This is a genomic window from Dyella silvatica, from assembly GCF_026283955.1.
Lineage (GTDB): Bacteria > Pseudomonadota > Gammaproteobacteria > Xanthomonadales > Rhodanobacteraceae > Dyella_C > Dyella_C silvatica.
This window is the reverse complement of sequence record NZ_JAPDPE010000009.1, coordinates 50,576-74,030: the sequence shown is the minus strand read 5'-3', so window position 1 is coordinate 74,030 and position 23,455 is coordinate 50,576. Positions and strand designations below refer to the sequence as shown.

The 23,455-nt window shown below is 61.5% G+C and carries 28 protein-coding genes; 18 read left to right on the top strand and 10 right to left on the bottom strand.

Annotated features, from left to right (window positions below):
- Window positions 1-680 (top strand): tRNA (guanosine(46)-N7)-methyltransferase TrmB (gene trmB / locus OUZ52_RS03650; RefSeq protein WP_266156947.1); only part of this gene is annotated, 680 nt, incomplete at its 5' end.
- 195 nt (window positions 681-875) lie between these two features.
- A complete protein-coding gene (locus OUZ52_RS03645) occupies window positions 876-2,693 on the top strand; it encodes an SLC13 family permease (protein ID WP_266156950.1) in 1,818 nt (605 codons plus the stop codon).
- Between the two features lie 176 nt (window positions 2,694-2,869).
- Here the strand turns inward: OUZ52_RS03645 and OUZ52_RS03640 are convergent, their stop codons facing one another.
- Window positions 2,870-3,214: a Rieske (2Fe-2S) protein gene (locus OUZ52_RS03640; RefSeq protein ID WP_266156946.1), complete on the bottom strand. Its 345-nt coding sequence runs from the start codon at window positions 3,212-3,214 to the stop codon at window positions 2,870-2,872.
- Between the two features lie 78 nt (window positions 3,215-3,292).
- On the opposite strand from OUZ52_RS03640, the gene OUZ52_RS03635 reads away from it, so the two are divergent.
- The 3 genes from OUZ52_RS03635 to yedA all read left to right on the top strand — a co-directional run bounded on the left by OUZ52_RS03635 (window position 3,293) and on the right by yedA (window position 5,752).
- Complete coding sequence (locus tag OUZ52_RS03635) at window positions 3,293-3,568, top strand: hypothetical protein (protein WP_266156945.1); 276 nt, start codon at window positions 3,293-3,295, stop codon at window positions 3,566-3,568.
- Window positions 3,569-3,650: 82 nt separating this feature from the next.
- Window positions 3,651-4,535: a methylated-DNA--[protein]-cysteine S-methyltransferase gene (locus OUZ52_RS03630; protein ID WP_266156944.1), complete on the top strand. Its 885-nt coding sequence runs from the start codon at window positions 3,651-3,653 to the stop codon at window positions 4,533-4,535.
- A gap of 296 nt (window positions 4,536-4,831) precedes the next feature.
- Window positions 4,832-5,752, top strand: coding sequence for a drug/metabolite exporter YedA (gene yedA / locus OUZ52_RS03625; protein ID WP_266156943.1), 921 nt, complete (start codon window positions 4,832-4,834; stop codon window positions 5,750-5,752).
- 18 nt (window positions 5,753-5,770) lie between these two features.
- Here the strand turns inward: yedA and OUZ52_RS03620 are convergent, their stop codons facing one another.
- A complete protein-coding gene (locus OUZ52_RS03620; RefSeq protein ID WP_266156942.1) occupies window positions 5,771-6,499 on the bottom strand; it encodes an SDR family oxidoreductase in 729 nt (242 codons plus the stop codon).
- Between the two features lie 145 nt (window positions 6,500-6,644).
- Here OUZ52_RS03620 and OUZ52_RS03615 point away from each other — a divergent pair, with 145 nt between their 5' ends.
- From OUZ52_RS03615 to OUZ52_RS03590, 6 genes are all read left to right on the top strand, one after another.
- A complete protein-coding gene (locus tag OUZ52_RS03615) occupies window positions 6,645-7,535 on the top strand; it encodes a LysR family transcriptional regulator (RefSeq protein ID WP_266156941.1) in 891 nt (296 codons plus the stop codon).
- 181 nt (window positions 7,536-7,716) lie between these two features.
- A complete protein-coding gene (locus OUZ52_RS03610; protein WP_266156940.1) occupies window positions 7,717-8,388 on the top strand; it encodes an energy transducer TonB in 672 nt (223 codons plus the stop codon).
- 236 nt (window positions 8,389-8,624) lie between these two features.
- On the top strand, window positions 8,625-8,846 hold the full coding sequence (locus OUZ52_RS03605; RefSeq protein ID WP_266156939.1) for a hypothetical protein: 222 nt from the start codon (window positions 8,625-8,627) through the stop codon (window positions 8,844-8,846).
- 352 nt (window positions 8,847-9,198) lie between these two features.
- A complete protein-coding gene (locus OUZ52_RS03600) occupies window positions 9,199-9,708 on the top strand; it encodes a cysteine dioxygenase (RefSeq protein ID WP_266156938.1) in 510 nt (169 codons plus the stop codon).
- A gap of 39 nt (window positions 9,709-9,747) precedes the next feature.
- The gene (locus OUZ52_RS03595; protein ID WP_266156937.1) at window positions 9,748-11,115 is read left to right on the top strand and encodes an FAD/NAD(P)-binding protein; all 1,368 of its coding nucleotides are present in this window, start codon (window positions 9,748-9,750) and stop codon (window positions 11,113-11,115) included.
- 128 nt (window positions 11,116-11,243) lie between these two features.
- Window positions 11,244-11,594, top strand: coding sequence for a hypothetical protein (locus OUZ52_RS03590; RefSeq protein WP_266156936.1), 351 nt, complete (start codon window positions 11,244-11,246; stop codon window positions 11,592-11,594).
- A gap of 130 nt (window positions 11,595-11,724) precedes the next feature.
- On the opposite strand, the gene OUZ52_RS03585 is transcribed toward OUZ52_RS03590, so the two are convergent.
- Together OUZ52_RS03585 and OUZ52_RS03580 are read right to left on the bottom strand one after the other, a co-directional pair.
- The gene (locus tag OUZ52_RS03585) at window positions 11,725-12,513 is read right to left on the bottom strand and encodes a hypothetical protein (RefSeq protein WP_266156935.1); all 789 of its coding nucleotides are present in this window, start codon (window positions 12,511-12,513) and stop codon (window positions 11,725-11,727) included.
- Between the two features lie 66 nt (window positions 12,514-12,579).
- Complete coding sequence (locus OUZ52_RS03580; protein WP_266156934.1) at window positions 12,580-13,587, bottom strand: zinc-binding alcohol dehydrogenase family protein; 1,008 nt, start codon at window positions 13,585-13,587, stop codon at window positions 12,580-12,582.
- 137 nt (window positions 13,588-13,724) lie between these two features.
- On the opposite strand from OUZ52_RS03580, the gene OUZ52_RS03575 reads away from it, so the two are divergent.
- Together OUZ52_RS03575 and cls are read left to right on the top strand one after the other, a co-directional pair.
- A complete protein-coding gene (locus tag OUZ52_RS03575; RefSeq protein WP_266156933.1) occupies window positions 13,725-14,675 on the top strand; it encodes a LysR family transcriptional regulator in 951 nt (316 codons plus the stop codon).
- Window positions 14,676-14,693: 18 nt separating this feature from the next.
- Window positions 14,694-16,085, top strand: coding sequence for a cardiolipin synthase (gene cls / locus OUZ52_RS03570; protein WP_266156932.1), 1,392 nt, complete (start codon window positions 14,694-14,696; stop codon window positions 16,083-16,085).
- A gap of 195 nt (window positions 16,086-16,280) precedes the next feature.
- On the opposite strand, the gene OUZ52_RS03565 is transcribed toward cls, so the two are convergent.
- Together OUZ52_RS03565 and OUZ52_RS03560 are read right to left on the bottom strand one after the other, a co-directional pair.
- The gene (locus OUZ52_RS03565) at window positions 16,281-17,480 is read right to left on the bottom strand and encodes an MFS transporter (RefSeq protein ID WP_266156931.1); all 1,200 of its coding nucleotides are present in this window, start codon (window positions 17,478-17,480) and stop codon (window positions 16,281-16,283) included.
- A complete protein-coding gene (locus OUZ52_RS03560; RefSeq protein WP_266156930.1) occupies window positions 17,477-17,884 on the bottom strand; it encodes a hypothetical protein in 408 nt (135 codons plus the stop codon). Before OUZ52_RS03560 ends, OUZ52_RS03565 begins: the two co-directional genes overlap by 4 nt.
- Window positions 17,885-18,066: 182 nt before the next feature.
- Here OUZ52_RS03560 and pncA point away from each other — a divergent pair, with 182 nt between their 5' ends.
- A complete protein-coding gene (pncA, locus tag OUZ52_RS03555) occupies window positions 18,067-18,750 on the top strand; it encodes a bifunctional nicotinamidase/pyrazinamidase (RefSeq protein ID WP_266156929.1) in 684 nt (227 codons plus the stop codon).
- Between the two features lie 37 nt (window positions 18,751-18,787).
- On the opposite strand, the gene OUZ52_RS03550 is transcribed toward pncA, so the two are convergent.
- Window positions 18,788-18,982, bottom strand: a complete 195-nt coding sequence (locus OUZ52_RS03550) for a CPXCG motif-containing cysteine-rich protein (protein ID WP_425493775.1) — start codon at window positions 18,980-18,982, stop codon at window positions 18,788-18,790.
- A gap of 99 nt (window positions 18,983-19,081) precedes the next feature.
- Window positions 19,082-19,591, bottom strand: a complete 510-nt coding sequence (locus tag OUZ52_RS03545; protein WP_266156928.1) for a putative toxin-antitoxin system toxin component, PIN family — start codon at window positions 19,589-19,591, stop codon at window positions 19,082-19,084.
- 84 nt (window positions 19,592-19,675) lie between these two features.
- On the opposite strand from OUZ52_RS03545, the gene OUZ52_RS03540 reads away from it, so the two are divergent.
- From OUZ52_RS03540 to OUZ52_RS03525, 4 genes are all read left to right on the top strand, one after another.
- Window positions 19,676-19,954 (top strand): hypothetical protein, encoded by a 279-nt coding sequence (locus OUZ52_RS03540; RefSeq protein WP_266156927.1) that lies wholly within the window; start codon window positions 19,676-19,678, stop codon window positions 19,952-19,954.
- 10 nt (window positions 19,955-19,964) lie between these two features.
- A complete protein-coding gene (locus tag OUZ52_RS03535) occupies window positions 19,965-20,462 on the top strand; it encodes a M48 metallopeptidase family protein (RefSeq protein WP_266156926.1) in 498 nt (165 codons plus the stop codon).
- 16 nt (window positions 20,463-20,478) lie between these two features.
- Complete coding sequence (locus tag OUZ52_RS03530) at window positions 20,479-21,420, top strand: ion channel (protein ID WP_266156925.1); 942 nt, start codon at window positions 20,479-20,481, stop codon at window positions 21,418-21,420.
- A 136-nt stretch (window positions 21,421-21,556) separates the two neighbouring features.
- Window positions 21,557-22,411 (top strand): META and DUF4377 domain-containing protein, encoded by an 855-nt coding sequence (locus OUZ52_RS03525; RefSeq protein WP_266156924.1) that lies wholly within the window; start codon window positions 21,557-21,559, stop codon window positions 22,409-22,411.
- A gap of 44 nt (window positions 22,412-22,455) precedes the next feature.
- Here the strand turns inward: OUZ52_RS03525 and OUZ52_RS03520 are convergent, their stop codons facing one another.
- Window positions 22,456-22,833, bottom strand: coding sequence for a YciI family protein (locus OUZ52_RS03520; RefSeq protein WP_266156923.1), 378 nt, complete (start codon window positions 22,831-22,833; stop codon window positions 22,456-22,458).
- 71 nt (window positions 22,834-22,904) lie between these two features.
- Window positions 22,905-23,450 (bottom strand): DUF6630 family protein, encoded by a 546-nt coding sequence (locus OUZ52_RS03515; RefSeq protein ID WP_266156922.1) that lies wholly within the window; start codon window positions 23,448-23,450, stop codon window positions 22,905-22,907.
- Window positions 23,451-23,455: the final 5 nt, after the last annotated feature.

The window sequence follows — 23,455 nt, the reverse complement described above, 5'->3', positions numbered from 1 at the left end:
TCCCGGAGTACATGCGCCGCATCCGCAGTTTTGTGCTGCGCGAAGGACGGATGACCCCGGCGCAGCAGCGCGCGTTCGATGCGCACTGGTCGCGTTACGGCATCGACTATAGCGGCACGGCGCAAAACTACGCGGCGCGTTTCGGCCGCAACGCGCCACTGGTACTGGAAATCGGCTTTGGCAATGGCGAGGCCCTAGCCTGGGCCAGCGAGCATGACCAAGGCCGCGATTTCATTGGCATCGAGGTGCATGGTCCCGGTGTCGGCCGGCTGATGAACGCGCTGGCCGCCCGCGACGCCGGCAATGTGCGGCTGTACAAACACGATGCGGTGGAAGTGCTGGAAAACGAGATCGCCCCCGGCAGCCTGGCCGAGGCGCGAATCTGGTTTCCCGACCCCTGGCATAAGAAGCGTCATAACAAGCGCCGCATCATCCAACCGGAGTTCGTCGCCATGCTTGCTTCGCGGATGGCGCCCAACGGCCTGCTGCACCTGGCCACCGATTGGCAGCCTTATGCCGAGCACATGCTGGAAGTGATGGAGGCCGCGCCGGACTGGCGCAACCAGACCGGCCGCGCCGCCTATGCGGAAAAGCCGGACTGGCGCATCGAAACGCATTTCGAGCGGCGCGGCCTGAAACTGGGTCACGGGGTATGGGACCTGCTGTACCGAAAGGCCTGAGCACGCGGTCCGTTCACGCAGCTGTAGTCACTCCACTAGCGTGCGGTTCACCAGCAACCGCACCGCCACGCTTATACTCGCGTATCAAACAGGGACGAGTCGCCGCAGCGTGAGGCAGCCACTGCACAATCGCATCCACCTCTGCTCACCGCTGCCGCGGGATGACCGCTAGTGGGACTCTCGCTCAGCCCTGAAATGATTCTGGTGCTCTGCCTGGTCGGCTTCACCATGCTGATGCTGGTGCTGGAGTGGATCCGCGCCGATATGGTGGCGCTACTGGTCGTGGTGGTGATCGGCCTCACTGGCTTGATTCCTTCCGAACGCGTGTTCAACGGCTTCGCCGGTAACGCGGTGATCGCCATCATCGCGATCATGATCATGGGCGCCGGCCTCGACCGCGCCGGCGTGCTCTCGCTAACCGCCAACTTCGTCATGCGCATGGCGCGCGGCGTGGAATCGCGCCTTGGCCTGGTGATTAACCTGGTCACCAGCTTGTTCAGTGCAGTGATCCCCAGCCAGGCACTGGCCGCCCTGATGATTCCGGTCACCAGCCGTCTCGCCGCGCGTACCGGCGTGCCGATTTCACGCCTGCTGCTGCCGATGGCGTTTTGCATTCTGACCGCCACCAACACCACGCTGATCGCCAACTCGCCGCTGATCGTGCTCAACGACTTGATCGCCAGCGCCAACGCCAATCTGCCGGCGGGTGCGCATACGATCCCCAAGTTCGGCTTGTTCAGCGTCACCCCGGTAGGCCTGGTGCTCGCGCTGACCGGCGTGCTGTTCTTTTATCTGTTCACCCGCAAGCTGCTGCCCGAGCGCGAAGACCAGCGCCTTAAGGTGACCCCCGGGCGCACCGAGAGTTACTTCGCCGAGACCTATGGCATCGTCGGCGAAACCGCCGAGCTGACGATCACCGCCGAAAGCCCCCTGGTCGGCATGAGCATTGGCGAAGTCGAGCAGTTGTACGGCGCTCCGCTGATTCTGGCGATCAAGAGCGGTACCGATGCACGCATGGCACCGCCGATCGATCTGGTGATCTGGGTGGGCTCGGTACTCGGCGTGCTTGGCCCGCGCGACCAGCTCAATCAATTCGCCAACAACCAGCTTTGCCGCTTGTCACCGCGCATGCGTCAGTTGGGCGAGTTGTTCAATCCCAGCCGCGCCGGTATTTCCGAAGCGGTGATTCCACCCAGCTCGCGCTTTATCAAGCAGACGGTGGGCGAGTTGCGTTTGCGCAAACGCTACGGTGTCTCGGTGTTGGCGGTGAATCGCGGCGACCAGGTGTTCCGCGACGATGTGCGCTCGGTCAGCCTGCGCGCGGGCGATAGCCTGGTCTTGCATTCCAGCTGGCGTGACCTGGTGTTGGCGTCGGAAGACAAAGACCTGGTCGTGGTGACCGATATTCCCAAGGAAGAGCAACGCCCCGGCAAAATCTGGCAGGCAGTCGGCTTTTTCGTGCTGGCCAAATGCCTGGCCTTGTTCACCCACCTCGATCTGTCCGTGGCGATGATGACGGGCGCCATCGGCATGCTGCTCACCGGCGTGTTGAACATGGACGAGGCGTACAAGGCGATCAACTGGAAAACCATTTTCGTCACCGCCTGCCTGATTCCCCTGGGCTGGTCGATGGACGCCACCGGCACCGCCGCCTGGGTCGCCCAAGAAGTGTTGCAACATCTCGGCAGCGCCTCGCCCTGGGTACTGCAGTTGTCGCTGGCCGTGCTCACCCTGCTGTTCTCGCAAGTGATGTCCAACGTCGGCGCAACGGTGATGATGGTGCCCATCGCGATCAGCGTCGCCGTGGCGACCGGCGGCAACCCATCGGCTTACGCGCTGATCGTCGCGGTGTCCTCGTCCAATACCTTCTTGCTCAGCTCAGGCCATCCCGCCTTGATGATGATCGCCGGCCCAGGCGGTTATCGCGGTAAGGATTTCCTGCGCGTCGGCCTGCCGCTTACGGCCTTGGTACTGATCATCACGCTGGTGGTGATCAATTTGATGTTCCGTTGAAGGCGGCACGTCGAAAGGCCTAACCCCCTCCCAACCTCCCCCTGCAAGCAGGGGGAGGAGGCAAAAACTCGCATCGACGCCTCCCCAGCCAAGCTCGCCTCAGTACACTCCCTCCCCTGCAAGCAGGGGAGGGCTGGGGAGGGGTCCGGCCTGGCCCATACCAACAAAACAAACCCTCAACCCAACTTCACCTCATCGTTCTCCACCCGCACCGCCACCGCACGCAGATGCTCACCGCGGCAAGGCCCGGCAATGCACTCGCCGTCGCCGCTGCGAAAACTGGCGCCATGCGCGGCACAGACCAAAATCTCGTTCTTCAATAAAAACTTGCCCGGCGCCCAATCCAGCCGGCGACCGGCATGTGGGCAGATATTGAGATACGCCTGCACGGCCCCGCCCCGGCGCAGCAGGATCAAGCTTTCTTCGCCGTCAGGCAGCACGGCATCGACCGCGATCGCCTCGCCATCGGGAATGTCATCAAGCTGGCAAAGTGCCTCTTGACCGGGTGTCACTGTATCCATCGGCACTTGTCTCTCGGGCGGTCAGGCCCCATCGTTGCACGTGTAAGTCGTTGATTTTAACACACGGATTTTTAACACATGCGCTTCGTCTTGCTCTCTCCGCGTCGCTCCCGCCATCCCCTGGTCCGCGCTTTGTCGCTGTTGATCGGTCTTGCCTTGGTGGGCGTATTGCTGGTGTTCGGGCTGATTGTGGCTGGCGTGCTCTTGGTCGGCGGGCTGATCGTGTTTGGCTTGCGTCAGTGGACGCAAAGCCGCCAGGGCAACCGCCCGGCGACCACACCCAAGGCCCATGAACCGGAAATTCTCGAAGGCGAGTTCGTGGTGCTGCAGCAGACCAATCGCACCGCGCATTAATCGCCCGATCCATGCGCAACATTCGGATAGTTGTCGTTATCCAGCCAGATTAATCTGGCGGCATTCGTCTAGGAATGCCGCCATGACTATGCCTAACGCCACCACCAACAACGCCCTGGAACGTGTTCGCCACCTGATCGAAGGCGCCGACGACGCACCCAGCCTGGCCCAGCTTGCCGAGGCTGCGCAATTAAGCCCCAGCCATTTGCAACGCGCCTTTCGCCGCCGCTACGGCATGAGTCCGGCGGAATATCACCGCGCTCGCCGTTTCGGCCAGCTAAAGGCCGCCTTACGCGATGGCGCCCGCGTGACCGATGCGGTCTACGACGCCGGCTTCGGTTCCGGTAGCCGCGTCTACGAGCATAGCGACCGCCTGTTCGGCATGACCCCGGCGAGTTACCGCGCCGGCGGCGCTGGCGCCAGCATTCGCTACACCACCACCAACACACCGCTAGGCCGGCTGCTGGTCGCCACCACCACCCGTGGCATCTGCTCGGTCACCCTTGGCGATAGCGACGCCGAATTGAAAGCGCGCCTGCTTGCCGAGTTTCCGCAGGCTACGCATGAACGGGTCGATGCCGGCCGCGAAGAGTGGCTGGACGCCGTGATCGCCCGCATCGCCAGCGAACTGGGCTGGAGCGATGCCGCCGCACCGGTCATGCCGCCACTGGATGTCGCCGCGACCGCCTTTCAATGGCGGGTATGGGAGGCACTTACACGCATCCCCGAAGGCGTTACCAAGAGCTACGGCGAACTTGCCAGCGAACTGGGCATGCCGCGCGCCGCGCGCGCCATCGGCAACGCCTGCGGCAATAACCGCCTGGCCCTGCTAGTGCCTTGTCATCGGATCGTCCGCGAGGACGGCAGCCTTGGCGGCTGGAGATGGGGAGTCGAGCGCAAACGCGAGCTGCTGGCACGCGAAAAACGCCGCACCGCCACACTGGAACCAATGGCGCAAGCGGGATAAACCGTGGCTATATCGTTGTCAAAGCCAACAGGCTTGACCCTATGTGGAACAGCGATGAGCCACTTACGTCTGGCGGCATCGACGCCGCTGCAAATACGTCCGGGCGACTTCATCGACAGCAGCAACGATGATGATCGAGCTGGGCGACGCGTTGTAGCCACACCCCCTTGAACGCCGCTCAAGCCTGCCTTGCAAAAGGCTCGCTACGAACAGCCAACGGCGCATCCATTTATCGCTTGCGGCCCGGCTAGAATACCCATGCATCCGCCCCGTGATGCCTTCCTGCGTCCCCGCTCATGACCGACTCCACTATCGACTCCGCGACTCGCGGGGCGCCTGTCGCTATCGTTAACACACGCGTGCTGGTGCCGCTGTCGTTGCTTGCGCTTTACATCATCTGGGGTTCGACCTACCTGGGTATCCGCTATGCGCTGGAGAGCTACCCGCCCTTCCTGCTCGCCGGTTTGCGCTTTCTCGCCGCCGGCGTGGTGATGTTCGGTTTTCTGCGTATCCGTGGCATGGCGATGCCGACCCCGCTGCAGTGGCGCAATGCCGCATTCACCGGCATCTTGCTGCTCGGCTTCGGCAATGGCCTGGTCTGCTTTGCCGAGCAGCGAGTGAGCTCAGGTATCGCCGCCGTGGCGGTGGCCAGCATGCCGTTGTTCGCCGCCCTGTTTTCCAGCCTGTATGGCGAACGGCCCAGCCGACGCGAAGGCTTTGGCTTGATGATTGGTTTTATCGGCGTGATCGTGCTGAACCTTGGCGCGGGCTTGTCCGGTTCGCGGATAGGCGCGTTGGCCCTGATCATTGCCGCGATGAGCTGGGCCTTCGGCTCGATCTGGAGCCGTCGCCAGCAGATGCCGCCTGGCCCGATGAACACCGCCGCGCAAATGCTTTGCGCCAGCGTGGCATTGCTGTTGGTCAGTTTTCTGCATGGCGAGCGGATGCCGGCGCACCCCACCCTGCGCGCCACCCTGGCCATCGCCTACCTGGCGATCTTCGGTTCCATCATCGCGTTCAGTGCTTTTCTATATGTGCTCAAGCATGCGCGGCCGGCCGTGGCGACCACCTACGCCTATGTGAATCCGCCGGTAGCCGTGCTGTTCGGTATCGTGATGGTTGGCGAACGGGTCGGCCCCTACGATTTGCTCGGCATGGCAATCATCCTGGTCGGCGTCGGGGTGATCACCCTGGCCCGGGTACGCAAGGCGCGCTGAGCGCGCGCCTTGCACGGGTTACATCGCAATACCGCCGCTGGCATGGATCACCTGACCGGTCAGCCAGCGCGCTTCATCGGAGGCGAGAAAAGCCACGATATCGGCGATATCCCGCGGCTCGCCGAGGCGGCCTAGCGGCGATTGCAGTGGAGCGTTTTCACGCACCGCGCCGGAAATCATCCGCGTATCGGTCGGCCCCGGCGACACCGCGTTCACGGTGATGCCGCGCGGCCCAAGTTCGCGGGCAAAACCGTGTACCAACTGTTCGACGGCCGCCTTGGTCGCTGCGTATACCGCAGTACCAGCACGGCCGGTCTTGGTCAGATTGGTCGAGATGGCGACCATGCGGCCACCATCGGCCATGCGACGCGCACCCTCACGTAAGACCAGAAAGGTCGCCCGCGTATTCACCGCAAAGGCGTAATCGTAGGCTTCAAGTTCGGTATCCATGGCCGGACCGCCGACAAACACACCGGCATTCGCCACCACGATATTCGGCACACCGAAGGCTGCTTCAGTCGCATCGAACACCTGGGTAATCTGCGTGGGATCGGTCAGATCCGCAGCCATGGCGGCGGCACGTCCGCCGGCGGCACGGATCGACGCCGCCACTTCCTCGGCATCGGCCAATGCATGACCGGCATGTACCAAGACGGCAACGCCTTGTTGTGCCAAACGCTCCGCAATCGCGCGACCGATACCACGCGCACTGCCGGTAACCAAGGCAACATTCGAAACGGTGTTCATGACGACATTCTCCGCAAAGTGAAAAGCATGGTTGCAACCAGAAAGGTGACGAACAGATTAGGCTTCGCCCTGGCCCGGATATACCGGCTCGCTCGCTGTTCACTTTGGACAGCCAGTCCACAATCAAGACGCCATCCTTCAGCCCATGGATCAATTAAGCAGTCTGTCCGTCTTTGTGCGCACCGTTGAACTCGGCAGCCTCACCGCGGCGGCGCAGCGACTTGGCATGACACCGTCCGGCGCCGGCAAGGCGATTACCCGGCTGGAGCAACGGCTTGGCGTGCGCCTGCTTCATCGCACCACCCGCAAGCTGACGACGACCATCGAAGGGGCCGAGTATTACCAGCGTTGCCGTTCGATCCTCGATCAACTCGACGATGCCGAAGCGCTTGTCTCCGGCGCACAGCGCCGGCCGCGCGGAAGAGTGGTGGTCGAGGCCCCACTCGTGCTCGGCCGGCAATGGCTGCTGCCGTTACTGCCTACGTTCCTGGCCGCCCAGCCCGAGGTCGCGCTGACCGTTTTGCTGCGCGACCAACCGGTGGACCTGCTGCACGAAGGCGTTGATGTCGCCATTCGCACCGGCCGCCTGACGGATTCCAGCTTGCGCGTGCGCCGGCTCGGCGCCCGCGCCTGGGTCATCTGCGCCACACCGGGTTATCTGGCCAACGCGCCCGCCCTGGTACAACCCAGCCAATTGAGTGATCACGCCTGCCTCGTCTACACCGGTGGCGCCGGCCAGCGACCGCGGCCGTGGCGTATTCAACGCGATGGCCGCGAGGTTGAAATCATGGTCGACGGCCGCCTGCAGTCGAATAATCTCGATGCGCTGGTGGGCTTTGTGCGTGCCGGGCTAGGCGTGGCGTCACTGCCTCGCAGCCTGGTCGAAATCGATCTGGCCGAAGGGCGCCTGCGTTGCGTGCTCGATGACTTTAAAACGGTGCCGGGTGCGGTCAGCCTGGTCTTTCCGCCCGGCCGCCGCACCCCGGCACGGGTTCGCAGCCTGGCTGATTTTCTTGCCGCGAATATAGACGTCTAGTCGGCGCTATCCCGCACCGCGCCGCCAGGCCGAGCGGCGCCAATTAGTTTCAAAAAAATCTTTTGCATTCGCATTCACGAAAAGTACACACTGAGATCGCACCGGGCGATTCCCCAACGACCCCGTGTCGTTCGCCAAGGTGTTACACGCGCTTCCCTTCCCACGAGCAGGAGGTGGCTTCATGGTGTCCGCAACTTTTCCCGTTGTTCATCGCACGCATCCCGACAGCGTGCGTATCGCCGCCTATAGCGCGGCCATCGCCATCAATCTCGCGGTTTTGTTGATCGCCTTGCGGCCGCTCGCGCCGGAAATCATGCAGCGCCTGCAGGAAGTGGCGCCCACGCAGATACGCCTTATTCCAAAGGAGGTTCCACCACCGCCGCTACCGCAAACCATTGAGATTAAAAAGGTGCAGCCCAAGGCCATACCGCATGTGCGCCCGCAACCTGTCGCCATAGTCACGCCACCTCAGGTCGTACCCACCAGCGAAGGCCATATCGAGGCACCTCCGGTTGCCCCGGTCACCATGGCACCGCCCGGTAATGTTTCCGCTGGACCGGTGAGCGACACGCCCATCGAGGCTTCGCTGGCGTATCGTTCGGCACCGCTTAGTTTCCCGCCGCAGGCGATGCGCCAACACATGCATGGCACAGTGTTGCTGCGCGTACTGGTGAACGAAGATGGCAAGCCGGTCGATGTAGCGATCGAAACAAGCAGTGGCTTCTCGCTGCTTGACCGTAGCGCCCGCGAACAGGTGCTGGCGAAATGGACATTCCAACCGGCAACCGTTCAAGGACACGCTGTGCGTGCTTGGGCTCGCGTTCCAGTGAGCTTCGACTTGCGCGAGCTGTAAAAACTAAGGCCCGGTCCGCCACCACAACGGAGCCGGGCCTTTCCACGGCAATCGGTGAATACATCCTACCGACTAGATCGTGCTGATACGGATCTCGTCGGAAAATGCGCGCTGCCACATGCGGTGTGGCCGTAGCGGCGGGTTGACGGCTGGAGCGGGCGATCGCCCAGACCACTGCAACCAGTAGCAAAACCGGCAAACATATCGGCAACAAGGCCAGTGCCACGATGGGCACCATGATCATCAACGCCATGCCGCCAAAAAACAGACCCAACGCCGCACCAACGATACTGAACAAGCCGCCGATCAAGGCAAACGTCAGCTTGAACACCAGCCCGATCACCGAGCCGACCAGCCACAACATCGTGAACAGCATTACCAGCACGCCTATCGCAATCATGTCGCTCTCCTCGTTGCTCCATGCACATGGCGGTTGTCTGCGCTGCATGAAGTCATGACTGCAGATTAGGCTCCTGCCATTGACTTTTCATGGATCGGAAGTCATGCCACGCGACCACCCGTTCATCGTCTCCCCGTGGCTCGCACAGGAAAATGCAGGCCGATACACGAACGAATGAGCGCCCAGCCCTGCGCGCAAACAGATCCGGCCCAACCGTGCGGTTGAATTCGCCTTAAGCAATCCCTAACTATCTGGCAGTGTTGGGGTTACATGACTTTAACGAGAGGCATGCTCCACTGCGCACCGTCATCTGCCGAGTTTTTTTCATGGGCAAGCATTCGCGAACCATAAAAACATTACGAGAGATCGCGCTTGAGTACGGTGTCGGCGAGCAACCTGATTTAGCCGCCATGGCACGTGCATTAGGCAGTGTCATCCATAAAGACACGCCGGTAGCTGGCGATGGCTTGAGCAAACTGCACCACGCCAAGCGCGGCTTTCAGCGTTGGCTGCTGGGCGAGCGCAACAAACCGGCCATCAGTGTGTTGATCATGTCGTGGCCACCCAATTACTACACTCCCGTGCACGATCACGGTGGGTTATGGGGGGTTGAGGTCGCCTTGTATGGCGCGCTCGAAGTGGAGTCGTATGAACGCGAATCCGCCTCGAATGCCCTGCGCTTTCTGCGCCGCGACTGGCTCGGCCCCGGCGACGCCACCTGGTTCGATGCAGGTGACACGCATGCACATCGTTGCCGCAATCTATCGCGGCATGACACCGCACTCACCCTGCATGTCTATGGCGGTCAACTGGCGCAATACTCGGCTTATGAGCCCGCTGCCCAGCAACCCGGCGAGCAGGCCAATCAATGGCTCGCTCAAACGCAGCACGCCGCGATCGCGGGTCGTCTGCGTGGTTGAACGACACCGCCCGATCCAGCAACGCGCCCAAGGGATTTCATGAAACGAAGGATCGCCATCATTGGTGGTGGCGCCTCGGCGTCGACCCTGCTGAGCGAGTTAATGGATCGACCAGCGGCCGCTCCATTGCAACTGGACTGGTATACCGGCGGTGGCGCATACGCCCGCGGGGTGGCCTACAACACGCGTTCCGAGCGGCACCTGCTCAATGTGCGGGCGGCGTCGATGAGCATGTTCGCCGGCAAGCCCAAGGGCTTTCTCGAATTCGCGCAACGCGGTGACCACGCCATCGCCGGCACCGACTTTTTGCCGCGCAGAGCTTACGGCGACTATCTGGAAGCCGAGGTGGAACATGCGCTACGGCGGGCGCAAACGGCCGGCCATGACGTTCGCATCATTCCGTTCGCGGTGGATTCGCTGGTACCCGAGCACGACGGCATTACCGTGATCCAGGGCGAAAACAATCACCGTGTCGATGCCGCCGTCCTGGCCATAGGCACCTTGCCGCCGCAACCGCTTGGCGGAGTCAGCGACGAGGCCTTGGCCAGTGGTCAATACATTATCGACCCATGGCCGTTTCTGTCTGAAGTCAGCGCCGACCCACGGCCGCTCGACATCGCGCTGATCGGTCTCGGCCTGACCTCTGCCGATGTGCTGATCGAATTGGCCGCGCAATGGCCCAACGCACGATTCACCGCTATCTCTCGCCATGGCCTGCTGCCCGAGCCTCATTTGGCCAGCGCATCGGCACCCGCCGACGATAGTGCCGAATTGATCGAAGCCATGCGCGACTCGCCCGAGATCCGCCGCTGGACGCATCTGCTGCGCGGGGCGATGGCTCAAAGCCGCGATTGGCGCACCGTCATCGATAGCCTGCGTCCGCATACATCGTCACTGTGGATGAGCTTGCCCGATGTCGAGCGGGCGCGCTTTCTGCGCCACGTGCGCTGGGCCTGGGAGCGCGTGCGGCATCGCATGCCGCCGCAAGTCAACAACACGCTGGACACACTTGAACACGATGGCCGTTTGCAACGTTATCGCGGCCGGATGCAACAAGTAGCATGTTCTGATGGCCGCCTGCAGTTGCAGATACTGCGTCGCGGTGGCAACGCGCCGACGACGATGCACGCCGACCTGGTGATTCAAACCGTGGGCTTGGACACCGATGTGCGTCGTACCCAACACACGCTGGTCCGTCAGCTGGTAACCAACGGGCACATCAGAGCCGATCCTTTCGGCCTCGGCTGTCATGCCACCCCCGATGGACGCTTGCAGCAGCCTGGCGATACCGTGCCACGGCTGTTCGCCATCGGCAGCCTGTTGCGCGGGGTGCTGTGGGAATCCACCGCCATGCCGGAAATTCGGCAGCAGGCGCGCGTCTTGGCGGATCAGTTGCTCGCGCCGTGATTAAAGGCTCATCGGGTTCGGTGCACCGTAGCTGGCCATGATTTGCTCCAAAGCCAGCTTTACGATTGAAGCCATCTGTTTGACATCACCTTCCACGCGACCATGACGTAAAGGTCACCAGGGGTTATATGCCATTAGGAAGTCATGCAAATGTCTTTAATGCCTGCCTGCGCATTCTTCGCGACCGTGGATTCAAGCTAAAAATCGAAGGAGAAATAGACTCTGACCTGTGTTACCCAACGAATGCCCTATGGACCGCCGAAAAAAATGGATTTCGCTTTACGGGCGACAATCCGATTGAACTGCTTGGCCTTGTAGGCATCTATGACCATCTCAAGCCAGACGAAAACAGGCCGTACTGGTGGCGTGTAGAAGGGCCAGATGTGTGGGATGAATTAATGAGCGAGGCGTTTGATGACGACATCAGGACAGCCGAGCAAAAAATTATCGACGAAAACATTCAAAGTCCAAATCAATAGCTGTGTTGCCGCCGATACCATTCTGGCCCAAGCGAGCCATTCAAACTGCCTAACTTCCACTTGGCAGAATCCCGGCAAATGACCGCGCCACATCGAAGCCGAATTTCAGCAAACCCACCCACCGCCCTGACTAAAGATCGCCGTCGAAACGACGTGGCGCGTAGCTCTGACCATTCCAACGAGAACGCGCGGCCTTGGCCGCCGCTGGCTGCCCCGCCGCAGCGCGCATGATCACGTCGTAGTAGCCCTTGGTTGCCTGTGGGCTGAATATCAATACGTAGCGCTGCTCACTGACGATTTCCCTTTCGCAAGCCTGTTGTTGCGCGTCACTGGGCTCATGGCCCTGACCAGCCTTGTCTTGGGCACAGGCTGCTATCGCATCTTTATCGAAACTGCTGCTGTAGGTAAGCGCGGTAAAAACCGGAGTCAACGAACTGCCGGCGAAGCGATACAAACTGACTCGCTCTTCTGCATCGCTATGCGCAGTGGAGTTGTAACTGCCGTTGATGCGCACACCGAACGCAGTCTCCTGCGCACTGATGCGATAAGGAATCAGATCCAGCATCACACCGGGATTCCACAGCAATGGCATCGAGTCGATGTGCTCGCTGTGATCTTTCGCGAGCAGCCGAAAATTCTCACCGTCTCGACGCAATACGCCAGTCCACAGCTGTACATCACCTTCGCTTCCCGGCGATTGCACCAGGGCGGCCACCACCCATAACGCTCCGGCATCTGCCGGAGCATGCGGCCATGGAGCAAGCGCGATGCTCTTGACGCTATCCACTGCGGGCGGGCGACCATCCATCAAGGCGCTCAACGCCGCCTGCTGTCTGTCATCGCCAACCACCTCGGCGGCGGTTACCTGACATGTCGATGTGACAAGTAACAGCGCAAACACCCAAAACCGCAGTCGCATCAAAACCATCCCGGCCGGCATGGCCTAGTGACGAAAGTGCGCCACTGTAGCAAGCGGCCAGCCGACTCAGAAGCCGCTCAACACCCATTTGCCGATCGACGTGCCGTCTTCCAGCAAGGCATGGGCACGGCGCAGGTTGGCCGCGTCGATACGACCCAGATTTTCGCGCACCGAACTGCGCAACACACCGGCGTCGACCAGATCCGCCACTTCGTTGAGCAAGCGATGTTGAGCTGACATGTCGTCGGTATGAAACAGCGAACGGGTGAACATCGACTCCCAATGCAGCGACAGGCTCTTGCCCTTGAGCAAACGGATATCCAGCAGCGTGGCCGGATCATCGATCAAGGCCAGTCGCCCTTGTGGCTTCAAGACATCGACGATAGCGGCGTAATGCTGTTCGGTATGGGTCAAGCTGAGCACGTAGTTGACACCCTGCGGTGCCAGCGCGCGGACCTGCGCCGCCAGATCGCCATGATGATCGATCACATGATGCGCCCCCATGCCCAGCACCCACTCGCGGCTCGCCTCGCGCGATGCCGTGCCGATAACGGTAAGGCCAGTGAGCTTGCGCGCCAGCTGCACAGCCATCGAGCCCACGCCGCCCGCGGCGCCCACGATGAGTACACTGCCCGCCGTGTTGTCGCGCGGCACACCTAGCCGATCGAACAGCAGCTCCCACGCGGTAATCGAGGTCAACGGCAACGCCGCCGCATCGGCAAAATCAAGCGAGCCCGGTTTGCGGCCGACGATGCGCTCGTCCACCAATTGCAGTTGAGCATTGCTGCCGGGGCGATCAATCGCGCCGGCGTAGTACACCGCGTCACCGGGCTTGAACAGGCTGACCTCAGCGCCCACCGCCAGCACCGTGCCAGCGGCATCCCAGCCAAGCACTTTGTCCGCACCCTGGGGATCGGTGCGCTTGCGTACCTTGGTATCGACCGGGTTGACCGAGATTGCCTCTATCTTCACCAGCAGGTCGCGCCCTTGCGCCAGCGGGTCGGGTAACTCGACATCGAGCAGGCTCTGCGGGTCGGCAATCGGTAGCGAATGGCGGTAGGCAACAGCTTTCATGACACGGCTCCTGGGAATAGGGACAAGGATGCAGCAAGCAAAGACAGCAGGCGCTACTGTGCAACTTGCCGCGATGGATGAGAATTGGCCAAACTATGCAAGCATCTTTTCCAGAAAGTTGAAGATGACCGACGTCGATGATTGATCTTGAGGATATGCAGCTGTTCGTGCGTGCGGTAAGCGACGGCAGCCTTTCGGCGGCCGGACGCGAACTCGGGCTGTCACCTGCAGTCGCCAGCAAACGCCTGACCCGGCTTGAACAGACGCTGGGCGTCCGCTTGCTGCAACGCAGCTCGCGGCGCCTGGCGCTAACCGACGAAGGCAGCGTGTACTACGAGCGCTGTATGGGCATCCTCGGCGATATCGATGAAGCCAATACGGCTGTCGGCGCGGGCCAGATGGAAGCTCGCGGCACCCTGCACGTGTCGGCACCGCTGGATCTGGGGCGGCAATGGATTGGACCGATAGCCGCCGACTTTGCCGCGCAACATCCCAAACTGCGCCTGCGCATCAGCATCTCCGATACCACGTTGGATATGTTCGAGCATGGGGTGGACGTCGCCGTGCGCAGCGGCACACCGGCCGATTCACAACTTATCTCGCGCCAGCTGGTGCGTAACTATCGAGTAATTTGCGCGGCGCCGGCGTATCTTGCGCGGCACGGCTGCCCCAGCCACACCGACGATTTGCAACAGCACACCTGCCTGATGCTGCATCGCCCCGGGCGCGGCATCCTGCCGTGGATCGTGCAGACCGCCACCGGCCCCCGCTCGCTGCCCATTTCCGCCACCATCACCTGCGACAGCGGTGATTTGATGCGCGAACTGGCCGTGGCTGGCCACGGCCTGGCCTTCAAATCGGCCTGGGATATCGCCGCCGATGTACGCGCCGGACGCCTGCTGCCGGTGCTTGCCGATACCGCCCGCGAGCAAGCGCATATCCATGCGATTTATCCGAGCCGCCGCTTTCTGCCCGCGCGCATCCGCCTATTTATCGACTATCTACAAAAGGTCTTGCAGAGCCATGAGCATGATGTGCTTGATAGCGTCCGCCTCGCTCAAGGTTCACCCAAACAAAAACAAGGCTAAACCCGCTTGGAGTACCCCATGCTGCTCAGCATGATTGGCATCGTTGCGCTGTTGTTTCACATCGTTGGCGTGCTGGCGGCGACGCATGCGGTCATGAATACGCGTACCCCGCAGGGTGCGTTTGCCTGGGCGCTGGGCCTGTTGCTTTTGCCCTACTTCACCCTGCTGCCGTATTTGTTTCTGGGCCGCAGCCGTTTTCACGGCTATGTCGACCTGCATCAGACCAAGCGCCGGCAACTGCGCACGATCATCGCCGCGGAAATTGCCAGCAACGATCCACTCCCCCCGGCACTCGCGCGTTATGCCTCGATCGCCACCATGGCGGACGCGCGCTTTCATCATGGCCAGCGACTGCGCTTGCTGATCGATGGCGATGCCACTTTCGAGGCCATTTTCGCGGCCATCGCCGAAGCCAAGCAGTGCGTGTTGATGCAGTTTTTCATTTTCCACGACGACCAACTCGGCCGCCGCATGCAACAGGCCTTGCTGGAACGTGCCGCCGCGGGCGTTGCGGTCTGTGTCTTATATGACGGCATTGGCAGCCACGCCTTGCCCAAACACTATGTGGAAACCTTGCAGGCAGGCGGCGTGGCGATTCATCCGTTTGCCACCCAGCGCCGCAGCAATCGCTTTCAGCTGAATTTTCGCAATCACCGCAAGGTCGTCGTCATCGATGGCTGCCGCGGCTTTGTCGGCGGGCTCAATGTCGGCGATGAATACCTCGGCCTGAAACCACCGCTGGCGCCCTGGCGCGATACGCATATGGAGTTGCAAGGCCTGGCCGTTACCGATCTGCAGCGCAGCTTTGCCGAGGACTGGCACTGGGTCACCGGCGCCCTGCCGCCACTACTGCTGCCGCGCATCAGCGACGGCAACGCCAGCACCATGATTGTCGCCACCGGCCCCGCCGATGCGCAGGAAAGCTGCTCGTTGTTTTTTGTCGGCGCCATTCACGCCGCGCAACGACGGCTGTGGCTGACCACACCCTATTTTGTGCCCGATCAGGCGGTGATGTCCGCACTGCGGTTGGCGGTATTTCGCGGCGTGGACGTGCGCGTGCTGATTCCCTCGCGCCCGGATCACCGCACCGTGTTTCTTGCCTCCGGCCTGTATGCGCATGAAGCGGTCGGCATGTTTCGTTACCGGCCCGGCTTTGTGCATCAAAAGGTCTTGTTGATCGATGATGACACTGCTGCCATCGGCAGCATGAATCTCGACAGTCGCTCGTTCCGCCTTAACTTCGAAATCACCGCGCTCAATGTCGATCAGGCTTTCGCCAGCGAGGTAGAGGCGATGCTTGAACACGACTTCGCCCAGGCCTACGAGTTGAACGAAGACAGTTATCGCAAGGCACCGTATTTGACCCGGCTGGCCATGCATGTGGCGCGGCTGTTCGATCCGGTGCTTTGATTGCGGGCGGGGAACGGGGAACGGGGAACGGGGAACGGGGAACGGGGAACGGGGAACGGGGAAGCGTAGGTAGCTACGGCTTCAGCCGTACAACATTGCTCACTTTATTTTTTCTCGGGGTCGCCGTGCTCGGGGGATGTATGAAAACCCCAGGCCTAGCGCTGGTGCGCGAAGACCCAACCTCGATCAAAAGCATCAAGCCAGTGTCGGCTTGCCGTGCTTGAAATACAGCAGGCCGGTCAGCATGGCCGATGCCAGCGATAAACACGAGGCGATGGCGAACATCGGGGCGTAGTTGCCGGATGCGGCAATCAGGCCACCGAGCGGGCCGGTCACGCCGAGCGCGACATCGACAAACACCGAATAGGCCGACAGTGCCGCACCACGGTTGCTGATGCTTACCCGATTGACGGCCTCGACACCCAGGGCGGGGAAAATCAGTGAAAAACCGATGCCGGTAAGCGCCGCGCCAAACATCGCCGTGCCGGCATGCGCGGCGCTGGACAGTACGATCAGTCCGCAGCATTCGACCAGCAGCGAAACCAGCGCGACGCGATAGCCGCCAAAGCGCGAGATCGTGCTGCCGAACAGCAGGCGCACGCTGACAAAGCACACGCCGAAAACGCTTAAGGTCGGGGCGGCATGGCTCCAGCCCACGCTGGCGTAATACAAGGTAATAAAGGTGGCGATCACGCCGAAGCCGATCGAGCCCATCGCCAGGCCGATGCCGTACGGCATCACTCGGCCAAACACATGGCGCATCGGCAAGCGCTCGCCCGCCTGTACCTGCACGCCTTGCTGCAAGCTGCCCAGCAACAACGCCGCCAGCATCAGCAGCGCACCGGCGATGCCAATCGCGATAAAACCACCGATATTCACCAGCCACACGCCCAGCGGCGCGCCCAGCGCCAGGGCGCCATACGTGGCGATGCCATTCCATGAAATCACTTTGGCGGTGTGCGTTGCGCCGACCCGGCCAATACCCCACATGATGCAGCCGGTACCAACGCAGCTCTCGCCGAAACCCAGCGCCAACCGGCCCACCAGCATCAGGCCCAGCGACAGCGACGGTATCTGATGAGCCAGTGCGGCGGCGATCATCATCACGCCGCTGATGCCGCACGCCGTCATGCCGATCAGCGCAGCCCGCTTAGGCCCGGCGACATCGGTGGTGCGCCCGGCAAAACCACGGGTCAGCAAGGTGGCGATGTATTGCGTGCTGATGGCCAACCCCGCCAGCACCGCGCCGAAGCCAAGATCGTTGTGTACAAAGGGCGGCAGTACCGCCAGCTGCAGGCCGACCACCAAGTAGGCAAAAAAAGTAAAGCAGACGACTTGCACGATATTCAGCGTCAATCGCATACCACGGCCCGCTTGGACATCCGCCGTCGTCATGGGTCGATCTTCGGCCTATCCGTCGGCGTGCGTGAACGAATCAGCCCCAGCCGGGCGAACAAGACCCAACCCACATACACACCAACGACCCCGCCGATGAATTCGCACATCACCCGCGCGCCGATGCCATCGGGATCATGCACGCCGGCCAGTTTGACCTTCAACAGTTGTAGCGACTGCAATTGACCATAGCTGAAATACACCAGGTCCCACAGATCGCCGCTGGCAGTCAGCGCCAGCGTAATTAAGTACGTCCAGGCCAGCTGCCTGCCGTTGCCCCACTCGTTCCGTTCGCCAAACCAGCGAAGTACACCGAACAACAACAAGCCCACCACAGCGGCGATAGCCCCGGCCTGCAGTCCGCCGACCATCCCATAACCCATCCACGATTGGTCGTAATGCATTGAGCACTTATCCTTAGAACGATCCAGTATCGCTGCACATTATGCCTGCCTTGCCCGATAGCTTGCGCGTAGCTGAATCCGCGGTATCGCGCACATATCGTGAGCCCACCGCATCACACTCTGCGGAGCAATACTGGCCTTAGACTCACGGAAGCCAAATCACTCCTGACCAGCCCGCGACCATGACCCCCTCCATCAGCGATCACGCCGCCCTGATCCTTGTCGATGTGCAACCGGATTTCATGCCCGGCGGTGCGCTGGCCTGTCATGAAGGCGATGCCATTGTGCCGGGCATCCATCATCTGCTGAAGTCGGGCTTGTTCCGGCATGTCGTGGCAACCCAGGACTGGCATCCACGTGGGCATGTCTCCTTCGCCACCACCCATGCCGGTAAACATCCGTTCGAGCGGATTCCCCTGTACGGTCACGCACAAACCCTGTGGCCAGCCCATTGCGTGCAGGGCACGCCCGGCGCGGCGCTGCATCCGGGCATCGATTGGTCCTCGCTCAACGCGGTGATCCGCAAGGGCAGCGACCCACGGGTGGATTCCTACAGCGCGTTTCGCGAAAACCATGGCCCCCACGGCAACCGCCCCAGCACCGGCCTCGCCGGCTGGCTGCGCGAACGTGACATTGTCGAGGTGTATATCTGCGGCCTGGCGCGCGAGATCTGCGTGCTGTGGACCGCGCAGGACGCGGTCGAGCTGGGCTTTCAAACCCGGCTGCTATGGGATCTGACCCGCCCGGTATCGCCTGACTCCGACGTCACCACGCGTACCCGCCTGGACCGGCTCGAGGTCACCGTGCTGGATTCGAGCAGCTGGTTTGAAACCCGCCCAGCCGCGCTTAGTGCCGTAGCTCGCTAGGTTTGCATCGACAAGGCCGCGTGCAGCGAGACTTTGTCTAGACATCATCCTCAGACTGCACGCCAATCTGCCATTCGCCATACTCGTCCGCATCCACCGTCAAGGTGATCGGCTGGCAGCACACATGACAATCCTCGATATAGCTTTGATGCTCGATCGAGGTATCGACCAGGATGTAAATCGCTTCGCCGCAATAGGGGCAATGGATGGTCTGTGGCATTTGCATGGTCATCGGCCTGTTTCATGCGCGGTTCGGCGGCTCAGGGGCAGCAGCTGAGGGCCCAACGGCGGCGTGGATCCCGGGCCCCACAGTATCGCGCCATGGCGATGCTCAAAAACGCTGGATTTTCGCTGGCGCAGCGCCATCATCGCGGCGCCACAGCGCGCGCCAGCCGCGCGGCGTCACGATGGTAAACCAGCCGGCGCGCGCCACTCGCGGCCCCAGCTTGAGCACTTCGTTGTCTTTGCTGACCAGCCAGTGCGCCTGGCTGGCCAGCGCCAGCTCCAAGAATTTCTGATCGTCCGGGTCGGCACAGCGTGGCAGCTGCACCTTGGCCGGCGGGCCCACGTCGTCTGCCGAGATACAGCGCACGCAGGCATCGAAAGCCAAGCGCGCCTGCGAACGCCGGGCCTCATCCAGGGCCAGTTTCGGGTAATCCAGCACCCGCCACCATTCCTCGCGGCAGGCCTCGTCGGTCACCGCCTCGACCGCCCCGGCCTGCAACACCTCGAGCAAGGTCACGCACTCGGCGTCACGAAACACAAACAGGTCGAGGCAGACATTGGTGTCCAGCACCACCCGTGGCGTAGCGCTCGCAGAATGGAAGGATTTGGGCGTCATCGTGGGTGCATGGTCGCATAGCCGGCCATGAGCGGCACGGCGGCGCACGTTACACTAGCGCCCTTCATTTCAGGATAGGCAACCATGGCCGAGCGCGAGTTTGAACACTATCTGGCCCGCTCCGGCGCTACTGCCGAGGGTTCGCGCTTCGGGGCATATATCGCCGTGACGCCACGGCATAAAAACGGCTTTCCCAGCTATTTTGCCGTGTGCGAAAACCGCAGTTTCCGCCAGAAAGATCTTGCCGAAGCCGCCGCAGCAGCCGCCTTGGCCGCTGTGCTGGAGCTCGAAGAAGACGGTACCCCGGTCTTTCCCGAGGGCTACACCGGCTTTGCCGACGACGCGCCGGCCGGCGAGAGCTGACGCGGTACCCATGACCCCGCTCAAGTACCTCGGCGGTTATCCGCCCGCGTTGCAGGAAAAAGTGCGGCAGCTGATCGCCGAGGATCAACTGGACGACTACCTGCAACGCCGTTATCCCGGGCGCCATGAAGTTCAGAATGACAAAGCGTTGTACGTTTATACCAACACCTTGAAGCAAGAGTATTTGCGCAACGCGCCGGGTATCGACAAGGTCATGTACGACAGCAAGCTCGACGTGATCCAGCGTGCGCTGGGCCTGCACACCGCCATCTCGCGCTCGCACGGCGGCAAGCTGAAGGCCAAGAAAGAAATCCGCATTGCCTCGGTATTTCGCGAAGCCGCACCGGAATTTCTGCGCATGATCGTGGTGCACGAGCTGGCCCATCTGAAAGAAACCGAGCACAACAAAGCCTTTTATCAACTGTGCGAGCACATGCAGCCGGGTTATCACCAACTGGAATTTGACCTGCGCATGTTCCTCACATGGCGCGATCTTTCACACGCTTGAATCCGAGTTCCCTGCCATGCATACCAAGCAGACCCCGCCCGCCTCGGCGAAACGATTCAACCCCTTCAGGCGCCGGCCGCGCACCTTGATGCTCGGCGGCAACCAGTTCATCAGCCTGGGGCTTACCCGCCGGGTCTGGGACGATATTTATCACTACACCCTGACCATTCACTGGCCGGCCTTTTTCGGTCTCGCCGGGCTGGGCTTTCTGCTGCTCAATACCTTCTTCGCCACGCTGTACCAACTCGGCGACCATGCGATTGCCAATCAGTATCCGCTCGGCTTCGGCGGCGCCTTCTTTTTCAGCGTGGAAACCCTGGCCACGGTCGGCTACGGCGACATGCACCCGCAAACCATTTACGCCCATCTCGTCGCCACCCTGGAAATCTTCACCGGCATGGGCTGTATCGCCCTGGTTACCGGGCTGATCTTCTCGCGGTTCTCGCGCCCGCGCGCCAAGATGATGTTCGCCAAGCATCCCATTGTGCGCACGCTTAACGGCCAGCCGACCTTGATGATACGCGCGGCAAACGCGCGGCAAAACGTCATCGCCGAGGCCTCCGCTTCGTTGCACCTGCTGATCCGCGAAGCCACCCCAGAGGGCTTCAAACTGCGCAAGATCTACGATCTGAAATTGATGCGCGACCGGCACCCGGTATTCATCCTGAGCTGGAGCCTGATGCATGTCATCGATGAAAGCAGTCCGCTGTACGGCGCCACGCCCGAGTCGCTTGAAAGCACCGAAGCGTTAATCATGCTGACCATCGAAGGCATCGATGAAACCACCTCGCAGCCGATGCTTGCCCGGCATCAATGGACGCACGACCAATTACGCTGGAATCACCGCTATATCGATCTTGTGCATGATCGCGAAGACGGCAACAGCTATATCGACTACACGGTTTTCCACGAGGTGCTACCGCTATTGGATAACAACCAGGAAAACGCCGGCAGGTAATCCGCGGTACAGGCACCAGCACGCATTCACGACACAGTGCAGCTTGATGCATTAGCTTGGCTGCCGATCGACGGCGAAAGCCAAGCTTTGCGCTCACCATCGCAAGCATCCACCAGAGGATCAGGGAGATCTCGCCATGAAATACCGCTCACTGCTGCTACCGCTTGCGCTTGCCGCTTGCTCGCCGGCACCGCCGCCAAGCACGGACACCAGCACACCTGCCCACACAGCCACCGCGCCAGCGACTACCGGCCCCGCGGCCGCAGCGACGGCAGCAACCGCCGCCAGCCCGGCCCTGCCGCTTTCCTTGAGCCAGTTCCATTGGCAGCTGCAACAGGCCAACAGCCGCGATGGCAAACGCATCGATGCGCTGTTCGTTGGCGACGACAACTCGCCGCAACTGAACTTCACCCAGGACCGGATCAGCGTCAGCAAGGGCTGCAACGGCATGGGCGGCAGCTACCGGATCAAAGACGGCCGACTGGAAACCTCCGCGTTGGCGCAAACCATGATGGCCTGTTCCAACCCGGCCCTGATGGCGATGGATGCCGCTATCGGCGAACGCCTGCAAGCTCATCCGCAGGTGACCCTACAAACCAGCGGTGAGGCGCCGCAGCTCAGCCTGGTCACCGACAGTGGCGACAGTTTGCAGTTCAGCGGCAAGCCCACCGCCGAAACCCGTTACGGCGGCGAAGGCAGTACGGTATTCATGGAGGTGGCGGCGCAAACCAAGCCATGCAGCCATCCACTGATTCCCAACATGCAGTGCCTGCAAGTGCGTGAACGGCATTACGACGACAAAGGGCTGGAAGCAGGCAAGCCCGGCGACTGGCAGCCGCTATATCAAGATATCGAGGGCTACACCCACCAAGCGGGCGTGCGAAACGTGCTGCGCCTGAAGCGCTTCCATATCAAGAATCCGCCAGCCGATGCGCCCAACACCGCCTACGTGCTGGACATGGTGGTGGAATCGGAAATCGTCAAACCCTGAGCGTAAGCTCCCTCTGCGCGGCCTCGCGCAGAGGGAGCTCATCACTACAGCGCGCCGACTCGGCGCCGCACGTCCATCAGGTCGCGTACCGGCCGAATCTCGATGCAGCCGGTGCGTGTCCACGGAAATTCCGCGGCGATGCGTACCGCCTCGTCCATATTTTCCGCTTCGATCAGATTGAACCCGCCCAGGCATTCCTTGGCTTCGGCAAACGGGCCATCGACGATGGTCACGCGGTCATTGCGGACCCGGATCGACTTGGCCGTCGACGGTGCCTCGAGCTGCTGCGAATCAAGCACACAACCTTTGGCGCTAAGCTCATCGGTGTGGGCAAAACAACCACGCATCATGCGGTCGAACTCACCGGGTGGCAGCGCATTCAACAGGCTTTCATCGGTGTAAATCATCACTAGAAATTTCATGGTGTCCTCATCGGGTGCCGTCACGCCAACAGCTTTCTCGCACATGGAAGCTAAGAAAACACGCCTCGCCCCTACTCCGCGTCACTGCCTAGCCGCAGGTGAATTCCCAGGTCGATGGCGAGCTCGCGTAGTGTCTCGCCATCGCGTTTCAAGGTCATCCAGCCGGCATAACTATCGCCGCCGGTTTCCCATAACCACAGCGTGTAACCAAACGCAGCGAGGCAGTCGTAGGCGATAGCCAGCAGCGAAACCGCATCGTGACTCTCAAAAAAGCCGTCATCGTCTGGGTCGCCGCTCCAGTCGATCGAAAGATTCCAGCGCGCCGACAGCTCGTCCAGCGCCTGCACCAGCGACGGCGTGTCTTTCCAGTCCACATAGAAGCCCGAGCGCCAGTCGATCACCTGACCGATCACCTGGACCGGCTCGATCTCGTCCTCATCGGCATGGGCTACCGCCTCGCGGTAAGCGGCAAACTGCTGTAATGCCGTTTCGTCATCGCCCGGGTTGATCAACAACAGCAACTGCCACACCAGCGCCTCGACCGAATCACCGTCGCCAGCGCCCTCATCCAGGCCGTGCTCATACTCGCTTTCAAAAGGATCGTCGGAGGGGTTCATACGTA